The organism is Cupriavidus sp. GW823-FHT07A04, assembly GCF_058794615.1.
Genome location: NZ_JBXAHA010000028.1, coordinates 90,202 through 106,030 on the forward strand (window position 1 = coordinate 90,202; position 15,829 = coordinate 106,030).

General features: G+C 65.8%; 15 protein-coding genes. 5 read left to right on the forward strand and 10 right to left on the reverse strand.

Translation table 11 applies throughout. The features are described 5' to 3' along the window. The first annotated feature begins 229 nt into the window (after positions 1-229). A complete protein-coding gene (locus AC1Q7Q_RS36040) occupies positions 230-1,552 on the forward strand; it encodes a PQQ-dependent sugar dehydrogenase (protein ID WP_492373474.1) in 1,323 nt (440 codons plus the stop codon). A 35-nt stretch (positions 1,553-1,587) separates the two neighbouring features. On the opposite strand, the gene AC1Q7Q_RS36045 is transcribed toward AC1Q7Q_RS36040, so the two are convergent. From AC1Q7Q_RS36045 to AC1Q7Q_RS36055, 3 genes are all read right to left on the reverse strand, one after another. After that, on the reverse strand, positions 1,588-2,136 hold the full coding sequence (locus AC1Q7Q_RS36045; protein WP_492373475.1) for an ester cyclase: 549 nt from the start codon (positions 2,134-2,136) through the stop codon (positions 1,588-1,590). A gap of 44 nt (positions 2,137-2,180) precedes the next feature. Next, positions 2,181-3,185, reverse strand: coding sequence for a polysaccharide deacetylase family protein (locus tag AC1Q7Q_RS36050; protein ID WP_492373476.1), 1,005 nt, complete (start codon positions 3,183-3,185; stop codon positions 2,181-2,183). Positions 3,186-3,335: 150 nt separating this feature from the next. Next, entirely contained in the window at positions 3,336-4,295 is a 960-nt protein-coding gene (locus AC1Q7Q_RS36055; RefSeq protein ID WP_492373477.1) for a LysR substrate-binding domain-containing protein, read from the reverse strand. 98 nt (positions 4,296-4,393) lie between these two features. Here AC1Q7Q_RS36055 and AC1Q7Q_RS36060 point away from each other — a divergent pair, with 98 nt between their 5' ends. Both AC1Q7Q_RS36060 and AC1Q7Q_RS36065 read left to right on the forward strand, forming a co-directional pair. Next, complete coding sequence (locus tag AC1Q7Q_RS36060; protein ID WP_492373478.1) at positions 4,394-5,407, forward strand: tripartite tricarboxylate transporter substrate binding protein; 1,014 nt, start codon at positions 4,394-4,396, stop codon at positions 5,405-5,407. Between the two features lie 2 nt (positions 5,408-5,409). Further along, entirely contained in the window at positions 5,410-5,787 is a 378-nt protein-coding gene (locus AC1Q7Q_RS36065) for a hypothetical protein (protein ID WP_492373479.1), read from the forward strand. Positions 5,788-5,806: 19 nt separating this feature from the next. On the opposite strand, the gene AC1Q7Q_RS36070 is transcribed toward AC1Q7Q_RS36065, so the two are convergent. From AC1Q7Q_RS36070 to AC1Q7Q_RS36100, 7 genes are all read right to left on the reverse strand, one after another. Further along, a complete protein-coding gene (locus AC1Q7Q_RS36070) occupies positions 5,807-6,301 on the reverse strand; it encodes a M48 metallopeptidase family protein (RefSeq protein WP_150985760.1) in 495 nt (164 codons plus the stop codon). A 59-nt stretch (positions 6,302-6,360) separates the two neighbouring features. Beyond that, a complete protein-coding gene (locus tag AC1Q7Q_RS36075) occupies positions 6,361-6,585 on the reverse strand; it encodes a hypothetical protein (RefSeq protein WP_043350086.1) in 225 nt (74 codons plus the stop codon). Positions 6,586-6,704: 119 nt separating this feature from the next. Further along, positions 6,705-7,592 (reverse strand): carbohydrate ABC transporter permease, encoded by an 888-nt coding sequence (locus tag AC1Q7Q_RS36080; protein ID WP_492373480.1) that lies wholly within the window; start codon positions 7,590-7,592, stop codon positions 6,705-6,707. Beyond that, a complete protein-coding gene (locus tag AC1Q7Q_RS36085) occupies positions 7,589-8,488 on the reverse strand; it encodes a carbohydrate ABC transporter permease (RefSeq protein ID WP_043350082.1) in 900 nt (299 codons plus the stop codon). The genes AC1Q7Q_RS36080 and AC1Q7Q_RS36085 overlap by 4 nt, the downstream gene beginning before the upstream one ends. A gap of 77 nt (positions 8,489-8,565) precedes the next feature. After that, entirely contained in the window at positions 8,566-9,888 is a 1,323-nt protein-coding gene (locus tag AC1Q7Q_RS36090) for an ABC transporter substrate-binding protein (protein WP_492373481.1), read from the reverse strand. Further along, positions 9,885-11,057: an ABC transporter ATP-binding protein gene (locus AC1Q7Q_RS36095; protein ID WP_492373482.1), complete on the reverse strand. Its 1,173-nt coding sequence runs from the start codon at positions 11,055-11,057 to the stop codon at positions 9,885-9,887. Before AC1Q7Q_RS36095 ends, AC1Q7Q_RS36090 begins: the two co-directional genes overlap by 4 nt. Positions 11,058-11,155: 98 nt before the next feature. Further along, on the reverse strand, positions 11,156-12,889 hold the full coding sequence (locus tag AC1Q7Q_RS36100) for an IlvD/Edd family dehydratase (protein ID WP_492373483.1): 1,734 nt from the start codon (positions 12,887-12,889) through the stop codon (positions 11,156-11,158). A 324-nt stretch (positions 12,890-13,213) separates the two neighbouring features. On the opposite strand from AC1Q7Q_RS36100, the gene AC1Q7Q_RS36105 reads away from it, so the two are divergent. Beyond that, positions 13,214-13,981 carry a FadR/GntR family transcriptional regulator gene (locus tag AC1Q7Q_RS36105; RefSeq protein ID WP_492373484.1) on the forward strand — a complete coding sequence of 256 codons (768 nt, stop codon included), beginning with the start codon at positions 13,214-13,216 and terminating at the stop codon, positions 13,979-13,981. Positions 13,982-14,045: 64 nt separating this feature from the next. Beyond that, on the forward strand, positions 14,046-15,713 hold the full coding sequence (gene ettA, locus AC1Q7Q_RS36110; protein ID WP_006159698.1) for an energy-dependent translational throttle protein EttA: 1,668 nt from the start codon (positions 14,046-14,048) through the stop codon (positions 15,711-15,713). The last annotated feature ends 116 nt before the right edge of the window (positions 15,714-15,829 follow it).

Below are 15,829 nucleotides of genomic sequence, written 5' to 3' on the forward strand. Positions count from 1 at the left end.
ATAGACGGCGCTGGCCACAGGCCGGCGCCGGTCCCTCCCGGGCGGGGTTCCGCGCCTTAAGCCTTTCCTCCCCCCTTCCTGGCTTGTCCCTGCTGCGCATCGCCTCTGTCCTACAGCGCGATTCCAGTATGCTGACAGCGGTTGCCGGGCGCGCGTCCTATAGTGGACGCAGTGGGGCGCGGCGACGCCATTATCAAGCGATCAAGCGTGTTACCGCGGAGAGCCGATCATGCCTGTGCAGCGTCTAACTGTCCTGTCACTTTGCCTGCTGATGGCGGCCGGCCTCACGGCATGCGGCGACACCGCAACCTTGCCAGTGTCCGCCGGTACGGGTTTCAACCCGGCCTTGCCGGCGCCAATCAAGACCTTGCTGCCGACGGTGCGCGTTGCGCCTGCCATTGGCTGGGCCGACGGCGCGAAGCCAATGGCAGCGGATGGCCTCGTCGCCGTGGCTTTCGCGGACAAGCTGGACCATCCGCGCTGGCTCTACGTACTGCCCAATGGCGACGTGCTCGTGGCTGAAACCAATGCGCCGGCCAAGGCGGATGACGGCAAGGGCATCCGGGGCTGGGTCATGACGCAGATGATGAAACGCGCGGGCGCCGGCGTGCCAAGCGCCAATCGCGTCACGCTGCTGCGCGACACCAATGGCGATGGCGTCGCGGATGCGCGCTCCGTATTTCTCAAGGACTTGCATTCGCCCTTCGGCATGGTGCTGGTGGGAAATGATCTCTACGTGGCGGATACGGATGCCGTGCTGCGCTTCCCATATCAACCGGGGCAGGCCGAGATCACCGCGCCCGGCGTGAAGGTGGTGGACCTGCCGGCCGGCGCCATCAATCACCACTGGACCAAGAACATCATCGCCAGCAAGGACGGCAGCAAGCTCTATGTCACCGTCGGCTCCAACAGCAACGTTGGCGAGAATGGCCTCGACAAGGAAGAAGGGCGGGCCGCCATCTGGGAGGTCGATCCCAAGACCGGCGCGCACCGTGTGTTTGCCAGCGGCCTGCGCAATCCCAACGGCATGGCCTGGGAGCCCGACAGTGGCGCGCTATGGACTGCGGTGAACGAGCGCGACGAGATCGGCAGCGACCTCGTGCCGGATTACATCACCTCGGTCAAAGACGGCGCCTTCTACGGCTGGCCCTTCAGCTACTACGGCCAGCATGTGGACGCACGCGTGAAGCCGCAACAGCCGGAGATGGTGGCCAAGGCCATTGCGCCCGATTACGCCGTCGGCCCGCATACCGCGTCGCTCGGCCTGGCATCGGCGCAAGGCAACGCGCTGCCTTCCCGCTTCCGCAACGGCATGTTCGTCGGCCAGCACGGCTCGTGGAACCGCAATCCGCGCAGCGGCTACAAGGTGATCTTCGTGCCGTTCGCCAACGGCAAGCCGGCTGGCGAGCCGCTCGACGTGCTGACCGGTTTCCTGACGCAGGACGGCGACGCGCAAGGCCGCCCGGTGGGCGTTGCCATCGACAAGCGCGGGGCGCTGCTGGTTGCCGACGATGTCGGCAATGTGGTTTGGCGGGTGACGGCGGCGAAGTAGTGCCGCCACGCACCGCGCATGTTGCGGCCCAATACCTACTTGCTCACCCCCATCTGCCTGAGCAGGCCCAGGTTGTCCTCCAGATGCCAGTTCTCCACGATCTTGCCGTTTGCCACCCGGTACAGGTCGAAGGCCTGGAAGTCGATCTGCTGGCCCTGGCCCTTGCTGTCGCCGAACTGCCCGGTGAAGTGGCCGCGAAAGCGCAGGTGGACCGCGACCCGGTCGCCGGCGATGACTACGTCTTCCATTTCCGCGCTGAGATCCGGTACCGCGGCGCGGAATCCCCTGGAGGCCTGCAACGGGCCGCGCAGGCCTTGCTCGCGGTCGGGCGGCAGCGTTCGGTCGGTGAAGTCCGGGGCGAGTGCGAGCGTGGCGTAGCGTTCGTCGCCGGTGTGCCAGAAGGTGGCGTAGCGGCGGGCGGCGAGAAGCGCGGCTGCGGCGGATGGCTGGTCCGCGCCCTGGGCCAGGTGCTGCGGGTGGACCAGTTCGTCGCCGGCAGCGGCGGCGCTTTGCGATAGCGGCAACAGGGCGATGCCGAGGGCGGCGACGAATGCGCGTACTGGCGTGAGGCTTGCGTTGTTCATGTCGGCTTGTAACTCGTTCTGTATGTTCGTGGTTTTGCCCTGGCTTATGCCGCCGGCACGCCGCTCGCGCCGAGCGCGAAGCGGGCGATGTCGTCCTTGCGCATGAAGGTCACGCCGGCATGGCCCTGGGCGTAGCGGATAAATGCGTCGAGCGCCCGCACGCGTGCCGGGGAACCTGAGATGCGGTCGTGCGTGCTGATGGACATCATGCGGCGGCGGTGGGCGCCTTCCGCGTAGAGCACATCGAACTCCGCTTTCAGCTCGCCGAGCAGGTCTTCGGCCGTGGTCGATGGCGAGTCGAAGCGCACGATGTCGTTGTTGCGCACGGTGTAGGGCACCACGGCGAACGGCTTGCCGCCTACCTGCAGCACGGATGGCTCGTCGCGGCTGAGGTCGTCGATGTGATAGAGGAAACCGAGCGACTGCAGGATCGGCAGCGTATTGGGCGAGCCGCGCATCCAGAAGGCGTTGAAGCCGAGGGGGCGCGTGCCGGTGGCGCGCTGGATGGTGTCGATGCTCTGCACGTAACTGGCGCGTTCCGCTTCGGCACTCATGCTGTATTGCGGCTCCCAGGTCTGGCCATGGCCCGAGGCTTCGTGCCCGCGCGCGACGATTTCACGCGCCAGTTCCGGATGGCGCTCGACCGCCTGCCCCACCATATGCGAGGTCACCTTGATACCGGTGCGGTCCCACAGGTCCAGCAGACGTGGAATGCCTTCGCGCACGCCGTAGGTGTACCAGGACTGCAGCGGGTAGTCGGGATACTTGGGGTCGAGCGCAGGGAAGGGGCCGCTGGCGCCGCGCTCGGGCTGGGCGCCGGCTTCGAACTGCATCGAGATGGAGATGACGAGTTGCGCGCCATCCGGCCAGAACCGGGTGCGGCCGGTGCGGGCTTGCGGGTGCGCCTGGCTGGGTGGCGTGGTGGCGGCGCCGGCTGTAGCCGCGGCCAGGGGCAGCGCGGCGGTGAGTACAGCTGCGCTGCCCAGGAAGTCGCGGCGCGGATTCCGCGGCGCGCGCGCCGTCGGTCTGATGGGGTGGTTTGTACTCATGTTCGGTTTCCTTGCCTTGCGGCGGTTGCATGAGTACAGACTTTATGATTCAAACAAAGATTGATAAATATCTATTCGGATCTATCAATTTCAAATGCTGTTTGTTAATTGGCGTGCGACGCGAAACGGTGGGCGATGGCATCAGGCGTGTCAGCCAGGTATGAGATACCCGCTGCCGGCGGCGTCCCGGATCACCTTTCCCAGCGTATCCATGAAGGCTGTGGCGGCGGGGCTATCCGGCCGGCCGCGGCGCCGGTGCAGTGCGGCCGTGCGGCGGAAGCCAGGATGCGCGACCGGTGCGTAGGCTAGCCCGGCGAAGCTGCCGCTGCGCCGCGCGCCGGCGATATGCAGTGCCAGCGGGCTGGCGATGGTGTACAGGCGCCCGCCGAGCACGGCGCGCAGCAAGGCTTCCACGCTGGGGCCTTCCAGCCGGGGCCGCAGCACGATGCCGGCGGCCTGCGTGGCCGCGTCGATCTGCCGGCGCATGGCGAAGCGCTCGGGCAGCAGTGCCAGGGGCAGCGTTCCCAGTTGCGCCAGGGTCACGGTTTCCTGCTCGCGCGGCAGCTTGTGTCCGGGTGCGATCAAGGCAAGCGTTTCCGAGAACAGCGGCACCTGTTCGATGCGTTTTGGCGCATCCTTCGCGAACGCCAGGCCAAGGTCGATCTGTCCGTCGAGCAGGGAACGGTCGACCTCGGCGGCGGCAAACTCAAACACCTGGATATCCAGCCCCGGATGCGCATCGACCAGCGCTTGCACGGCCGGCATCACCAGCGCGGAAAGATAGGTATGGGTGGCGCCGATGCGCAGCGTGCCTTCCACCGCGCCGTGCTGGGAGGCCGCAGATACGATGACCCGTTCGAGTTGATCGAGCACGGGTTCGAGCGCGAGCACCAGTTGCCTGCCCGCATCGGTCAGTTCCAGCTTGCGGCCCACGCGCCCGAACAGCGGCACCCCCAGGCTCTGCGCGAAGATGCGCAGGTGCTGTGACAACGCCGGCTGCGTCAGGCCCAGCGAACCGGCCGCGGCGGTCACGCTGCCATGGCGGGCGACGGCCATGAAGCTGCGAACCAGGCGAAGGTCCATGGCTTCGGGCGTGGCCGTTGATCTCATAATTTGCTGTGATGAATTGAAAATCGATTCATCATTTTACAGAGCATGTCGTAACTGCTGGAATGCACGCACAACATGGAAAACACCAGGAGACCCCCATGTCATGCCATTCCAGTGCCAATTGGCGCAACCGCCGGCTGCCCGCCTTTTTATCGCCCGTGCTCGCGGCCGCAGCGCTCTGCCTGGCATTCGCGCCAGCCGCCAGCGCTGCCTATCCGGATCGCCCGATCCGCCTGGTGGTGCCGTATGCGCCCGGCGCCACCACCGACTCGCTCGCCCGCCTGATCGGGAAAGAACTGCAGGTCCGCCTGAAGCAATCCGTGGTGGTGGAGAACCGGCCCGGCGCGGGCGGCACCATCGGCAGCGACTATGTCAGCAAGGCGCCGGCCGATGGCTATACCTTGTTGCTCGGCGCGGTCGGGCCGGTCTCGGTCGGCAAGGCGCTATATCCGGCGCTGCCCTACGACCCGGCGAAGGACCTGGCCGGCGTAGGCCTGATCGGCGCGGTGCCATTCATCCTGGTGGCCGGCACCCGCGGGCAGCGCTTCGATACCGTGCCCGCGCTGGTGCGCGCGTCCGTCGCGGCGCCCGACACCATCGCCTACGGCTCGGCGGGCAACGGCACGCCCCAGCACATCATCGGGGCGATGTTCTCGCAGGCGACCGGTGCGCGCCTGCTGCACTCTCCCTACAAGGGGTCGGGCCCGGCCATCAACGATTTGCTGGGCGGGCAGATTGCACTGATGTTCGACAGCCCCGTGCTGCTGATGCCGCATATCAAGGCCGGCACGGTGGTGCCATTGGCACAGACCGGCGCGCGGCGCTCCGCCTTGCTGCCCGGCGTGCCCACCATGCGCGAGCAGGGCGTACGCGATTTCGATGCGGCGCCGTGGTACGGAATCATGGCGCCGGGCAAGCTGCCGGGCGATATCCTCAACCGGCTCAATCGCGAGCTGAATGCGGTGCTTGCCGACAAGCAGATGCAGGAACGCCTGCTGGCGCTTGGCGTGGAAGCCCGGCCGCTCGATCCTGCCGGCTTCCGCCAGTTCCTGTCGCAGGCGCAAACGAGCTGGACCCGCGCCGTATCCTCCGCCTCGGTGAAACCGGACTGATCATGCCGCACCTGATTACGGAAACCACACGGCAACTCGCCGACAGGATCGATTTCGCGCAGGTGTTCGCCGGCGTGCACCGCGAGCTCGCCGGCCACGGTTACGCGCAACTGGCCGATCTCAAGAGCCGCTTGCTGGTGGCGGAAGTGGCGCTGACAGGTGACGACCCCGAAGCCGGCTTCGTCGTGACGCACCTCGTGATGACCAACGCGCGTCCGGAGCCAGAGCAGGCTGCCATGGCCGCAGTTGTGCTGGCGCATACGGCGGCAGCCGTCAGGCAGGCCGCTTTCGCTGGCAACGTGCAGGTGTGCGTGCTGCATCGCCTGGCGGCACCGGGGACGTATGGGAAGACAGTGGTGGTGAGCCCCGGTGCTGATTGAGGATTGAGAGGAGAGGGGCTTAGCCCTGCGCAGCCTCCAGCTCGCGCCACGCCAAAAACAGGCGCGTATCGAACTCCAGCTGGTGGTACGCCGGCTCCATGTATTCGCACAGGCGGTAGAACGCCTTGTTGTGATCGCTCTCCTTCAGGTGCGCAAGCTCGTGCACCACGATCATGCGCAGGAACTCGGGCGGTGCTTCCTTGAACAGCGACGCCACGCGGATTTCCTTCTTGGCCTTGAGCTTGCCGCCTTGCACGCGCGAGATGGCGGTGTGCAGCCCGAGGGCGCGATGGACCACGTCGATCTTGGCGTCGAACGCGACCTTATGGATTGGCGGCGCGGTGCGCAGGAATTCCTGCTTCAGCTCGGCGGTGAAGTCGTACAGCGCGCGGTCGGTCTGCACGGTGTGCCGCGCGGGATATTTCTTCGCCAGGTGTTCGCCCAGGCGATTGGCGGCCACCATCTGGCGCACCTGGTCGAGCACGCCGTCGGGATACGCGGCGAGGAAGCGCAGCGGATCCTTGACGCCGGGGCGCCAGGTCTCGCTGGTGGGGGCGGGGGTGCTACGGGTGCTCAATGGTGATGGTGGTGATGGTGGGCCCAGCTGCCGTCGACCGAGCTGACGAAGGACTCCACGGCGTCCTTGTCGCCCGTGGCGTGGCGCACCATTTCACCGCACTTGCAAAAGCCCTGGTACGGCGTGATGTGCGAGCAGGCGGACACTTTCTGCAGGAATAGCGTGACGGGCTTGGTGCACTTCTTGCACTTGAAGGTGAGGGTGCGGGCGGGTTTGCTCATGGGATCGGGCTTGGAGGCGGAGTGATTCGAATGCGACATTGCCGGGCGCAGGCTCACGGCAGGATAACTGCGCATTTTAGCCTGCCATGGCCCCACGCGTCCTGGCTGCCGCCATGCGCTTATTCCTTGACCGCGCCCGTCATGCCCGACACGTAGTACTCCACAAAGAACGAGTACACCAGCGCCACCGGCAGCGAGCCCAGCAAGGCGCCCGCCATCAGCGCGCCCCAGTGGTAGACGTCGCCTTCGATCAGTTCGGTGACGATCCCTACCGGCACCGTCTTCACCTCCGACGAGGAGATGAAGGTCAGCGCGTAGATGAACTCGTTCCACGACAGCGTGAAGGCAAAGATGCCAGCCGAGATCAGCCCCGGCACGGCCAGCGGCAGGATGATCTTGACCAGGATTTCCCAGCGCGTGGCGCCGTCGATCAGCGCGCACTCTTCCAGCTCGTAAGGGATGGAGCGGAAGTAGCCCATCAGCAGCCAGGTGCAGAACGGGATCAGGAAGGTGGGGTAGGTGAGGATCAGCGCCCAGCGTGTATCGAACAGGCCGAGCTGGAACACGATCGATGCCAGCGGGATGAACAGGATCGAGGGCGGGATCAGGTAGGCCAGGAAGATGGCCAGGCCTACCTGCTTCGCGCCCTGGAAGCGCAGCCGCTCGATGGCGTACGCGGCCAGCACGCTGGCGGCCAGCGAGGCAAAGGTGGAGATCGTGGAGACGATCACGGTATTGAGCAGCCACTCCGGGTAGGGGGTGTCGAACAGCAGCTTCTTGAAGTGGGCGAACGTGGGTGCCATCACCCAGAACGGGTTGGCGCTGCGCATCAGGAGTTCGCCGTCCGGCTTGAAGGCAGTGATCGCCATCCAGTAGAAGGGGAACAGCAGCACGAAGACGAAGATGCCTAGCGGGATGTAGATGGTCACCCAGCGCCGTGGCATCGATTGCAGGTAATCCATTCCCTGCGCGGTGTCCTGCTGCTGCGCTGCGGCCGTCGCTTTCATTTGTCGCCTCCCTGTTGCCAGCCGCGCCGCTGCAGGCCGAAGTATGAAAACAGGATGGCGGCCAGCAGGAAGGGCACCATCATCGTGGCGATCGCCGCGCCTTCGCCCAGCGAGCCGCCGGGAATCGCGCGCTGGAACGACAGCGTGGCCATCAGGTGCGTGGCGTTGAGCGGGCCGCCGCGCGTGAGCACATAGATCAGCTGGAAGTCGGTGAACGTGAACAGCACCGAGAAGGTCATCACTACTGCGATGATCGGCGTCAGCAGCGGCAGCGTGACATAGCGGAACTGCTGCCATGGCGTGACGCCGTCGATGGACGCGGCCTCGTACAACGTGGGCGAGATCGTCTGCAAGCCAGCCAGCAGCGAGATGGCGACAAAGGGAATGCCGCGCCAGACGTTGGCCGCGATGGTAGAGAAGCGCGCCAGCCATGGGTCGCCCAGGAAGTCGATATAGCGATCGATCAGCCCTAGCTTGACCAGCGTCCAGCTGATGATGGAGAACTGCGCGTCGTAGATCCACCAGAATGCCAGTGCCGACAGCGCGGTCGGCACGATCCATGGCAGCAGCACGATGGCGCGGAAGAAGGACTTGAACGGCAGGTTCTTGTTGAGCAGCAGCGCCAGCCACAGGCCTAGCGCGAATTTCACCACGCTGGCCACCACCGTGTAGAAGATCGTATTGAACAGCGCCAGTTGCGTCAGCGAGTCGCCTGCCAGGTAGCTGTAGTTGGACAGACCGATCCATTCTCCGGTGCCGCCGATCTTGGTGTTGGTGAAGCCGAGCCATACGCCAAGGCCGAGCGGGTACGTCAGGAAAACCAGCAGCAACAGCGCGGTGGGCAGCATGAACAGCAGCCCAAGCGCATGGCGGTTGTTCAACAGGCGGGAAATCATGGTTCACCTCGCATGGCTCACCTCGCAGGGTTCGGCTCGGCGGGCGCGGCGGTGCTGCCGCGCCCTTGTCTTTCTAGCTACGCCTTGTAGTACCGCTGCGCCCGCTCCGCCGCGCGCGCCGCCGCTTCCTTGGGTGTCTTGGAGCCGCTGGCCGCTTCGGCCACCATGTCGACCACGATGTAGTCGGCCATGGCCGCGGCCGAGGCCGTGCCCAGCGGCCCGGCGTGGCCGTTGTCGAGCATCAGCGCAGCGGAGTCGCGATACACGGTGTGCTTGGGGTCGGCCGTCCAGATCGGGTTGGCCTCATACGCCTTGAGCGGCTGGCTGACGTAACCGATGGCGGCTTCCATCCACGGGTTGTACTGCTCGGGCTCCATCATGAACTGCAGGTAGGCCTTGGCTGCGTTCGGGAACTTGGAATACCTGAACAGCATCATCTGCGTGATCTGCATCAGCTCGGTGGGCCTGCCGGGTGTGCCGATGGGGAAGTGCGCGTGCTGGATGTCGCGCGCCATTTCCTGCAGCTTGGGTTCCTTCGAATTCTTGGCCGCATAGTAGACCGAGATGCCATTGGCGGTCAGGCTGATCTGGCCGTCGAGGAAGGCCTTGTTGTTGGAAGGGTCCTGCCACGACAGCGTGCCGGGCACGAAGGTGGCGTAGAGCTGTTTGGCATATTCCAGTGCGGCCCACGTCTCGGGCGAGTTGACCACCACCTTGCCCTTGGTGTCGACCAGCATGCCGCCGTGCGACCACAGCAGCCAGTGTGCCCAGTTGTTGCCGTCGCCCACGGCCTTGCCGAGCGCGAATCCGCACGGCGTGTTCTTGGCCTTGAGGCCCTGGCACAGCTTGAGGAAGCCGGGAAGGTCCTTGGGGATGGTGTCGAAGCCAGCGGCTTTGACGTGGCTTTCGCGATAGACCAGCGCATTGCCGACCACGCCAAGCGGCAGGCCGATCCACTTGCCGTTGTGCGTGCCGTACTTGCGGCACACGTCGTACCAGCCGCCGTACTTGCCGCCCAGGTAGGTGGCCAGGTCGGTCAGGTCGACCAGCTTGTCCGGGTACTGCTGCGGGTCATCGAACCAGCCCACGATGACGTCCGGCCCGCTGCCGACGCTGGCCGCGACGGCGGCCTTGGGGCGCACGTCTTCCCAGCCTTCGTTGTCGACGCGTACCTCGACGCCGGTCAGCTCGGTGAACTTCTTCGTGTTGGCGTTCCACAGGTCTTCGTCGCCCTGCACGAAACGCTTCCAGCGCAGCACACGCAGCTTGGCGCCGGCCTCCGGCTTGTATTGCAGTGCAGCCGGCGCGGCGAAGGCATGGCCGCCGATCGCCGTGGTGGCGGCAACGGCCGCCGTGGACACCAGGAAATCGCGCCTCGTGAAGTTGCTCGGTGTGCTCATCGCTTTGTCTCCTCCGTGGTCAGGGGCTCCGCCCCGTGCTGGTCATGCCTGCTTCCCGGATTGTCCGCCGGTGTCGCCGGGCCGCGCTGCAATAGCGTCTGGCCCGAGTCGGCATCGAACAGATGCGTGTGCTGGTGGTCGGGTACCAGGTTCAGGATGTCGCCCGCGGCGAAGTCATGGCGCTCGCGGAAGATCGAGATGAACTCCGCCTCGCAGAAGCGGGAGTAGATCTCGGTGTTGGCGCCGGTGGGCTCGACCACCGACACGCGCGTTTGCAGGCCCTGGCCCGGCATGCCCAGGATCAGGTGCTCGGGCCGCACGCCGTAGATCACGCGCTGGCCGTCGGTGCCGGCGGCGGCATCGAAGCGCGCAGGTGCCGGCAGGCGCGTGCCATCGGGAAACTCGACTGCGGCATCGCCGCCACTGCGGCGCAGCACGCCAGGCACGAAGTTCATCGCCGGGGAGCCGATAAAGCCGGCCACGAAGAGGTTGTCGGGATGATCGTAAAGCTCCAGCGGCTTGCCGCGCTGCTCCACGCGGCCGTCGCGCATCACCACGATCAGGTCGCCCATGGTCATGGCCTCGATCTGGTCGTGCGTGACATAGACCGAGGTGGTGCGCAGGCGCTGGTGCAGCTCCTTGATCTCCGCGCGCATCTGCACGCGCAGCTTGGCGTCCAGGTTGGAGAGCGGCTCGTCGAACAGGAACACCTGCGGATCGCGCACGATGGCGCGGCCCATGGCCACGCGCTGGCGCTGGCCGCCTGAGAGCTGGCGCGGGTAGCGTTCCAGCAAACTGTCCAGGCCGAGGATGGCGGATGCCTTGGCCACTTTCTGCCGGATCTCTTCCTTGTCGCCCTTGGCGAGCTTGAGCGAGAAGGCCATGTTGTCGTAGACCGTCATATGCGGGTAGAGCGCATAGTTCTGGAACACCATGGCGATATCGCGCTCCTTTGGCGGCAGGCGGTTGACCACGCGGTTACCGATGGCGATCTCGCCGGTGGTGATCTCCTCCAGCCCGGCGATCATGCGCAGCAGCGTGGATTTGCCGCAGCCCGATGGCCCCACCAGCACGGTGAACTGGCCATCGGCAATATCGATGTCCACGCCGCGGATCACCTGCGTGCTGCCGAAGTATTTCTGGATGCCGCGAATCTGGACCGATGCCATGCGTGGTGTCTCCGTGAGCCGCTGATGCTCGTTCGTGCCGGGGGCGGCAGTTCGCCGCGATTGGATTGCCGTGGTGATTCGTGGCGCGACAGCGTGCCTCAGTGGTTGTCCTTGGGCACCGCGGCGCCGCTCTTGCCCACCAGGAAATCCATGTCGGCGCCCAGGTTGGCCTGCTGCACATGCTCGATATACAGGCGCGTCCAGCCGCGCTCCATCGGCAGCGCGGGCGCCTGCCACGCGGCGCGGCGGCGCTGCAGCTCCGCCTCATCGACATGCAGGTGCAGCTTGCGCATGGGCACATCGAGCTCCACCATGTCGCCGTCCTTCACCAGCGCCAGCGGGCCGCCGGCCGCGGCCTCGGGCGCCACGTGCAGCACCACCGTCCCGTAAGCCGTGCCGCTCATGCGCGCATCCGATACGCGGACCATGTCGGTGATGCCCTTGCGCAGCACCTTGGGCGGCAGTGGCATGTTGCCGGCTTCGGCCATGCCTGGGTAGCCGCGCGGGCCGCAGTTCTTCAGCACCAGCACGCAGGTCTCGTCGACGTCGAGCGATTCATCGTCGAGCCGCTGGTGCATGTGCTCGCTGTTCTCGAATACCACCGCGCGGCCGGTGTGCTTGAGCAGCGCCGGCGTGGCGGCCGACGGCTTGATCACCGCGCCATCGGGGCACAGGTTGCCGCGCAGCACAGCAATGCCGGCGTTGGCCTTGAAGGGCGCGCCGAAGGCGTGGATGACTTCGCGGTTCCAGTTGGGCGCGTCCTTGCAGTTGTCCCACAACGTCTTGCCGTTGACGGTGAGCGCGTCGCGCGCAAGCAGCGATTCCAGTTCGCGGATCACCGCGGGCAGGCCGCCCGCGTAGTAGAAATCCTCCATCAGGTGGCGCCCGGATGGTTGCAGGTCGAGCAGGCACGGCAGCTCGTGGCCCAGCGCATCCCAGTCTTCCAGTTTCAGCTCGACACCGATGCGCCCGGCGATGGCTAGCAGGTGGATCACGGCGTTGGTCGAGCCGCCAATGGCCGCGTTGACGCGGATCGCATTCTCGAACGCGTCCCGGGTCAGGATCTTCGACATCACCAGGTTGTCCTTCACCATCTCCACGATGCGGCGCCCCGACGCGCGCGCCAGCACATTGCGGCGGCCATCCACGGCGGGAATCGCCGCGTTGCCGGGCAGGCTCATGCCCAGCGCTTCCACCATGCTGGCCATGGTCGACGCGGTGCCCATCGTCATGCAGTGGCCGTGCGAGCGGTGCATGCAGCTCTCGGCCTCGAAGAAGTCCTCCTGCGACATCTGGCCGGCCCGCACTTCCTCCGACATCTTCCACACATCGGTGCCGGAGCCCAGCTCGCCGCCGCGGAACTTGCCGCTCAGCATGGGGCCGCCGGAGACGCCGATGGTGGGCAGGTCGCACGAGGCCGCGCCCATCATCAGCGCGGGCGTGGTCTTGTCGCAGCCCATCAGCAGCACCACGCCATCGATCGGGTTGCCGCGAATCGATTCTTCCACGTCCATGCTGGCCAGGTTGCGGAACAGCATGGCGGTGGGGCGCAGCATGGTCTCGCCCAGCGACATCACCGGGAATTCAAGCGGAAAGCCGCCGGCTTCCCACACGCCGATCTTGACCTGTTCGGCCAGTGTGCGGAAATGCGAGTTGCAGGGCGTGAGCTCGGAGTAGGTGTTGCAGATGCCGATGACCGGACGGCCATCGAACTGGTCGTGAGGAATGCCGCGGTTCTTGAGCCACGAGCGATAGATGAAGCCATCGCGGTCGAGGCGGCCAAACCAGGCCTGGCTGCGGCGCTTGGGGGGCGTCGGCTTGTCGTCGTTCACTCGGGTCTCCTGCGTTCTTGCGGGGCCGCGTAGCGACGGCTGGCGCGTAGGCGCCACGTGTGCTGATGCCCGCTTTCTTGTGCGCTGCAGATACGGATGCCCACGACCGATTGCACTGCCTTGCCGCATGCATGCCGAGTGAGCGGAGTCTAGTTCACGAGTCTGGACAGGTAAACTGGTATTACCAATTAGTGGTCTTTACCGATGCCGCTGCGCATGCTGCGGCGCGCGATGAATCCGCCTGGACATTCGCTGGCGCGCTGCCTAGACTCCAGCCGGCTGGACAAATGGTCAAACCAATTTCGCCAGACGCTCGGGCTGCACATGCCTATCCATTCGATCGAACCGCAACGCCTGTACCGCCAGATCAGCGCGCAGTTGCGCACGCTGATCCGGGCCGGCGAGTTTCCGGTGGGCTCGCGCCTGCCGGCGGAGCGGGATTTGTCGGTGCAGCTCGGCGTGAGCCGCCCATCGCTGCGCGAGGCGTTGATCGCGCTCGAGGTTGAGGGCTATATCGAAGTGCGGATGGGCTCCGGCATCTATGTGTGCGAGCCGCCGTCATCCGTCGACGCCGGCTTCGACCTGTCCGGCGAGGAAGGCCCGCTCGAGCTGATCCGCGCACGTGCCCTGGTGGAAGGCGAGGTCGCCGCGCTGGCGGCCCGGAGCGGGCGCAAGGCCCAGTTCGATGCGATCGAGGAGGCCATCGCGCAGATGGCCGCCGAAGCCGCCGCCGGCATCAAGCCGCTCGATGCGGATCGCTTGTTCCATGTGCGGGTGGCGCAAGCCACCGGCAACAGCGTGCTGGTGGGCGTGGTGCGCCGGCTCTTCGACTTGCGCCTCGGGCCGCTGTTCGATCAACTGAACAGCCACTTCGAGACGCCCGAGGTCTGGGCCCAGGCCATCGCCGAGCATCGCGAAGTGCTGGCGGCGCTACGCCGCAAGGATCCGGAGCTGGCGCGCGCGGTCATGCAGCGGCATATGGACATCGCTTACCGCCGCCTGACCTCCAGCCTGACCCGTGCGCGCAAGCGCGCAGCCGGCACGCCGGGTGCCGCGCCACGTGCCAGGAAGGCGTCCTCAGGGGCGTCATGAAGGGCCTTGTGCGGACCGGCTTTGCTACACTTGGCCGATTCCCCCCAATTTCACCCGGATCCGCATGGCACAGTACGTTTTCACCATGAACCGCGTGGGCAAGATCGTCCCGCCCAAGCGTCACATTCTCAAGGACATTTCCCTGTCCTTCTTCCCGGGCGCCAAGATCGGCGTGCTGGGCCTGAACGGCTCGGGCAAGTCGACCGTCCTGAAGATCATGGCGGGCCTCGACAAGGAAATCGAGGGTGAAGCCACGCCCATGCCCAACCTGAACATTGGCTACCTGCCGCAGGAGCCGCAGCTCGATCCCGAGCAAACCGTGCGCGAGTCGGTGGAGGCCGCGCTGGGCGGTGTGTTCGAAGCCCGCAAGAAGCTCGACGAGATCTATGCGGCCTATGCCGAGCCGGACGCGGATTTCGACGCGCTGGCAGCGGACCAGGCCAAGTACGAAGCCATCCTGGCGGCAAGCGACGGCAACAACGCCGAGCTGCAGCTGGAGATCGCGGCGGATGCGCTGCGCCTGCCGCCGTGGGAAGCCAAGGTCGGCAACTTGTCCGGCGGCGAGAAGCGCCGCGTGGCGCTGTGCCGCCTGCTGCTGTCGCGCCCCGACATGCTGCTGCTCGACGAACCTACCAACCACCTGGATGCGGAATCGGTGGAATGGCTGGAGCAGTTCCTGACGCGCTTCCCCGGCACCGTGGTGGCGGTGACCCACGATCGCTACTTCCTCGACAACGCCGCCGAGTGGATTCTGGAACTGGACCGTGGCCACGGCATTCCCTGGAAGGGCAACTACAGCTCCTGGCTGGACCAGAAGGAAGCCCGCCTGAAGCAGGAAGAATCGAGCGAGTCGGCCCGCCAGAAGGCGCTGCACAAGGAACTGGAATGGGTGCGGCAGAACCCCAAGGGCCGCCAGGCCAAGTCCAAGGCACGTCTCGCGCGCTTTGACGAACTGAACAGCCAGGAATACCAGAAGCGCAACGAAACCCAGGAAATCTTCATCCCCGCGGGTGAGCGCCTGGGCAACGAGGTGATCGAGTTCAACGGCGTGAGCAAGGCCTACGGCGACCGCCTGCTGATCGACGACCTCAGCTTCAAGGTGCCGCCCGGCGCCATCGTCGGCATCATCGGCCCCAACGGCGCCGGCAAGTCGACCTTCTTTCGCATGCTCACCGGCAAGGAAACCCCGGACAGCGGCGAGATCAAGGTCGGCCCGACCGTGAAGATGGCCTACGTGGACCAGAGCCGCGATGCGCTCGACGGCAGCAAGACCGTGTTCGAAGAGATCTCCGGCGGTGCCGACGTGCTGACGGTTGGCCGCTACGAAACGCCGTCGCGCGCGTACATCGGCCGCTTCAACTTCAAGGGCTCGGACCAGCAGAAGCACGTGGGCACGCTCTCGGGCGGCGAGCGCGGACGCCTGCACCTGGCCAAGACGCTGATCTCCGGCGGCAATGTGCTGCTGCTCGATGAACCGTCCAACGACCTCGACGTGGAAACGCTGCGCGCGCTGGAAGACGCGCTGCTGGAGTTCGCCGGTTGCGTGATGGTGATCTCCCACGATCGCTGGTTCCTGGACCGGATCGCCACCCACATCCTGGCCTTCGAGGGCGAGTCGCATGTGGAATTCTTCCCGGGCAACTATCAGGAGTACGAGGCGGACAAGAAGCGACGTCTGGGTGAGGAGGGGGCTAAGCCTAAGCGGATTCGGTATAAGCCTATTGTTCGGTAAGGGGATTTTGGGGGGCTCTGAACTGCAACTGCTTAACGTCAAGGGCAACTGCAGTTTCACCTCCCCTGCGGGGAGGCGACCTACTTTCTTGTCTCGCCAAGAAAGTAGGCAAAGAA

Excerpts from the sequence above, each read along its gene's own strand:
- AC1Q7Q_RS36105 (WP_492373484.1), top strand. The coding sequence starts at position 13,214 with ATGCCTATCCATTCGATCGAACCGCAACGCCTGTACCGCCAGATCAGC.
- AC1Q7Q_RS36080 (WP_492373480.1), bottom strand. The coding sequence starts at position 7,592 with ATGAAAGCGACGGCCGCAGCGCAGCAGCAGGACACCGCGCAGGGAATG.
- AC1Q7Q_RS36095 (WP_492373482.1), bottom strand. The coding sequence starts at position 11,057 with ATGGCATCGGTCCAGATTCGCGGCATCCAGAAATACTTCGGCAGCACG.
- ettA (WP_006159698.1), top strand. The coding sequence starts at position 14,046 with ATGGCACAGTACGTTTTCACCATGAACCGCGTGGGCAAGATCGTCCCG.
- AC1Q7Q_RS36050 (WP_492373476.1), bottom strand. The coding sequence starts at position 3,185 with ATGAGTACAAACCACCCCATCAGACCGACGGCGCGCGCGCCGCGGAAT.
- AC1Q7Q_RS36045 (WP_492373475.1), bottom strand. The coding sequence starts at position 2,136 with ATGAACAACGCAAGCCTCACGCCAGTACGCGCATTCGTCGCCGCCCTC.
- AC1Q7Q_RS36090 (WP_492373481.1), bottom strand. The coding sequence starts at position 9,888 with ATGAGCACACCGAGCAACTTCACGAGGCGCGATTTCCTGGTGTCCACG.
- AC1Q7Q_RS36060 (WP_492373478.1), top strand. The coding sequence starts at position 4,394 with ATGTCATGCCATTCCAGTGCCAATTGGCGCAACCGCCGGCTGCCCGCC.
- AC1Q7Q_RS36055 (WP_492373477.1), bottom strand. The coding sequence starts at position 4,295 with ATGAGATCAACGGCCACGCCCGAAGCCATGGACCTTCGCCTGGTTCGC.
- AC1Q7Q_RS36065 (WP_492373479.1), top strand. The coding sequence starts at position 5,410 with ATGCCGCACCTGATTACGGAAACCACACGGCAACTCGCCGACAGGATC.
- AC1Q7Q_RS36040 (WP_492373474.1), top strand. The coding sequence starts at position 230 with ATGCCTGTGCAGCGTCTAACTGTCCTGTCACTTTGCCTGCTGATGGCG.
- AC1Q7Q_RS36075 (WP_043350086.1), bottom strand. The coding sequence starts at position 6,585 with ATGAGCAAACCCGCCCGCACCCTCACCTTCAAGTGCAAGAAGTGCACC.
- AC1Q7Q_RS36085 (WP_043350082.1), bottom strand. The coding sequence starts at position 8,488 with ATGATTTCCCGCCTGTTGAACAACCGCCATGCGCTTGGGCTGCTGTTC.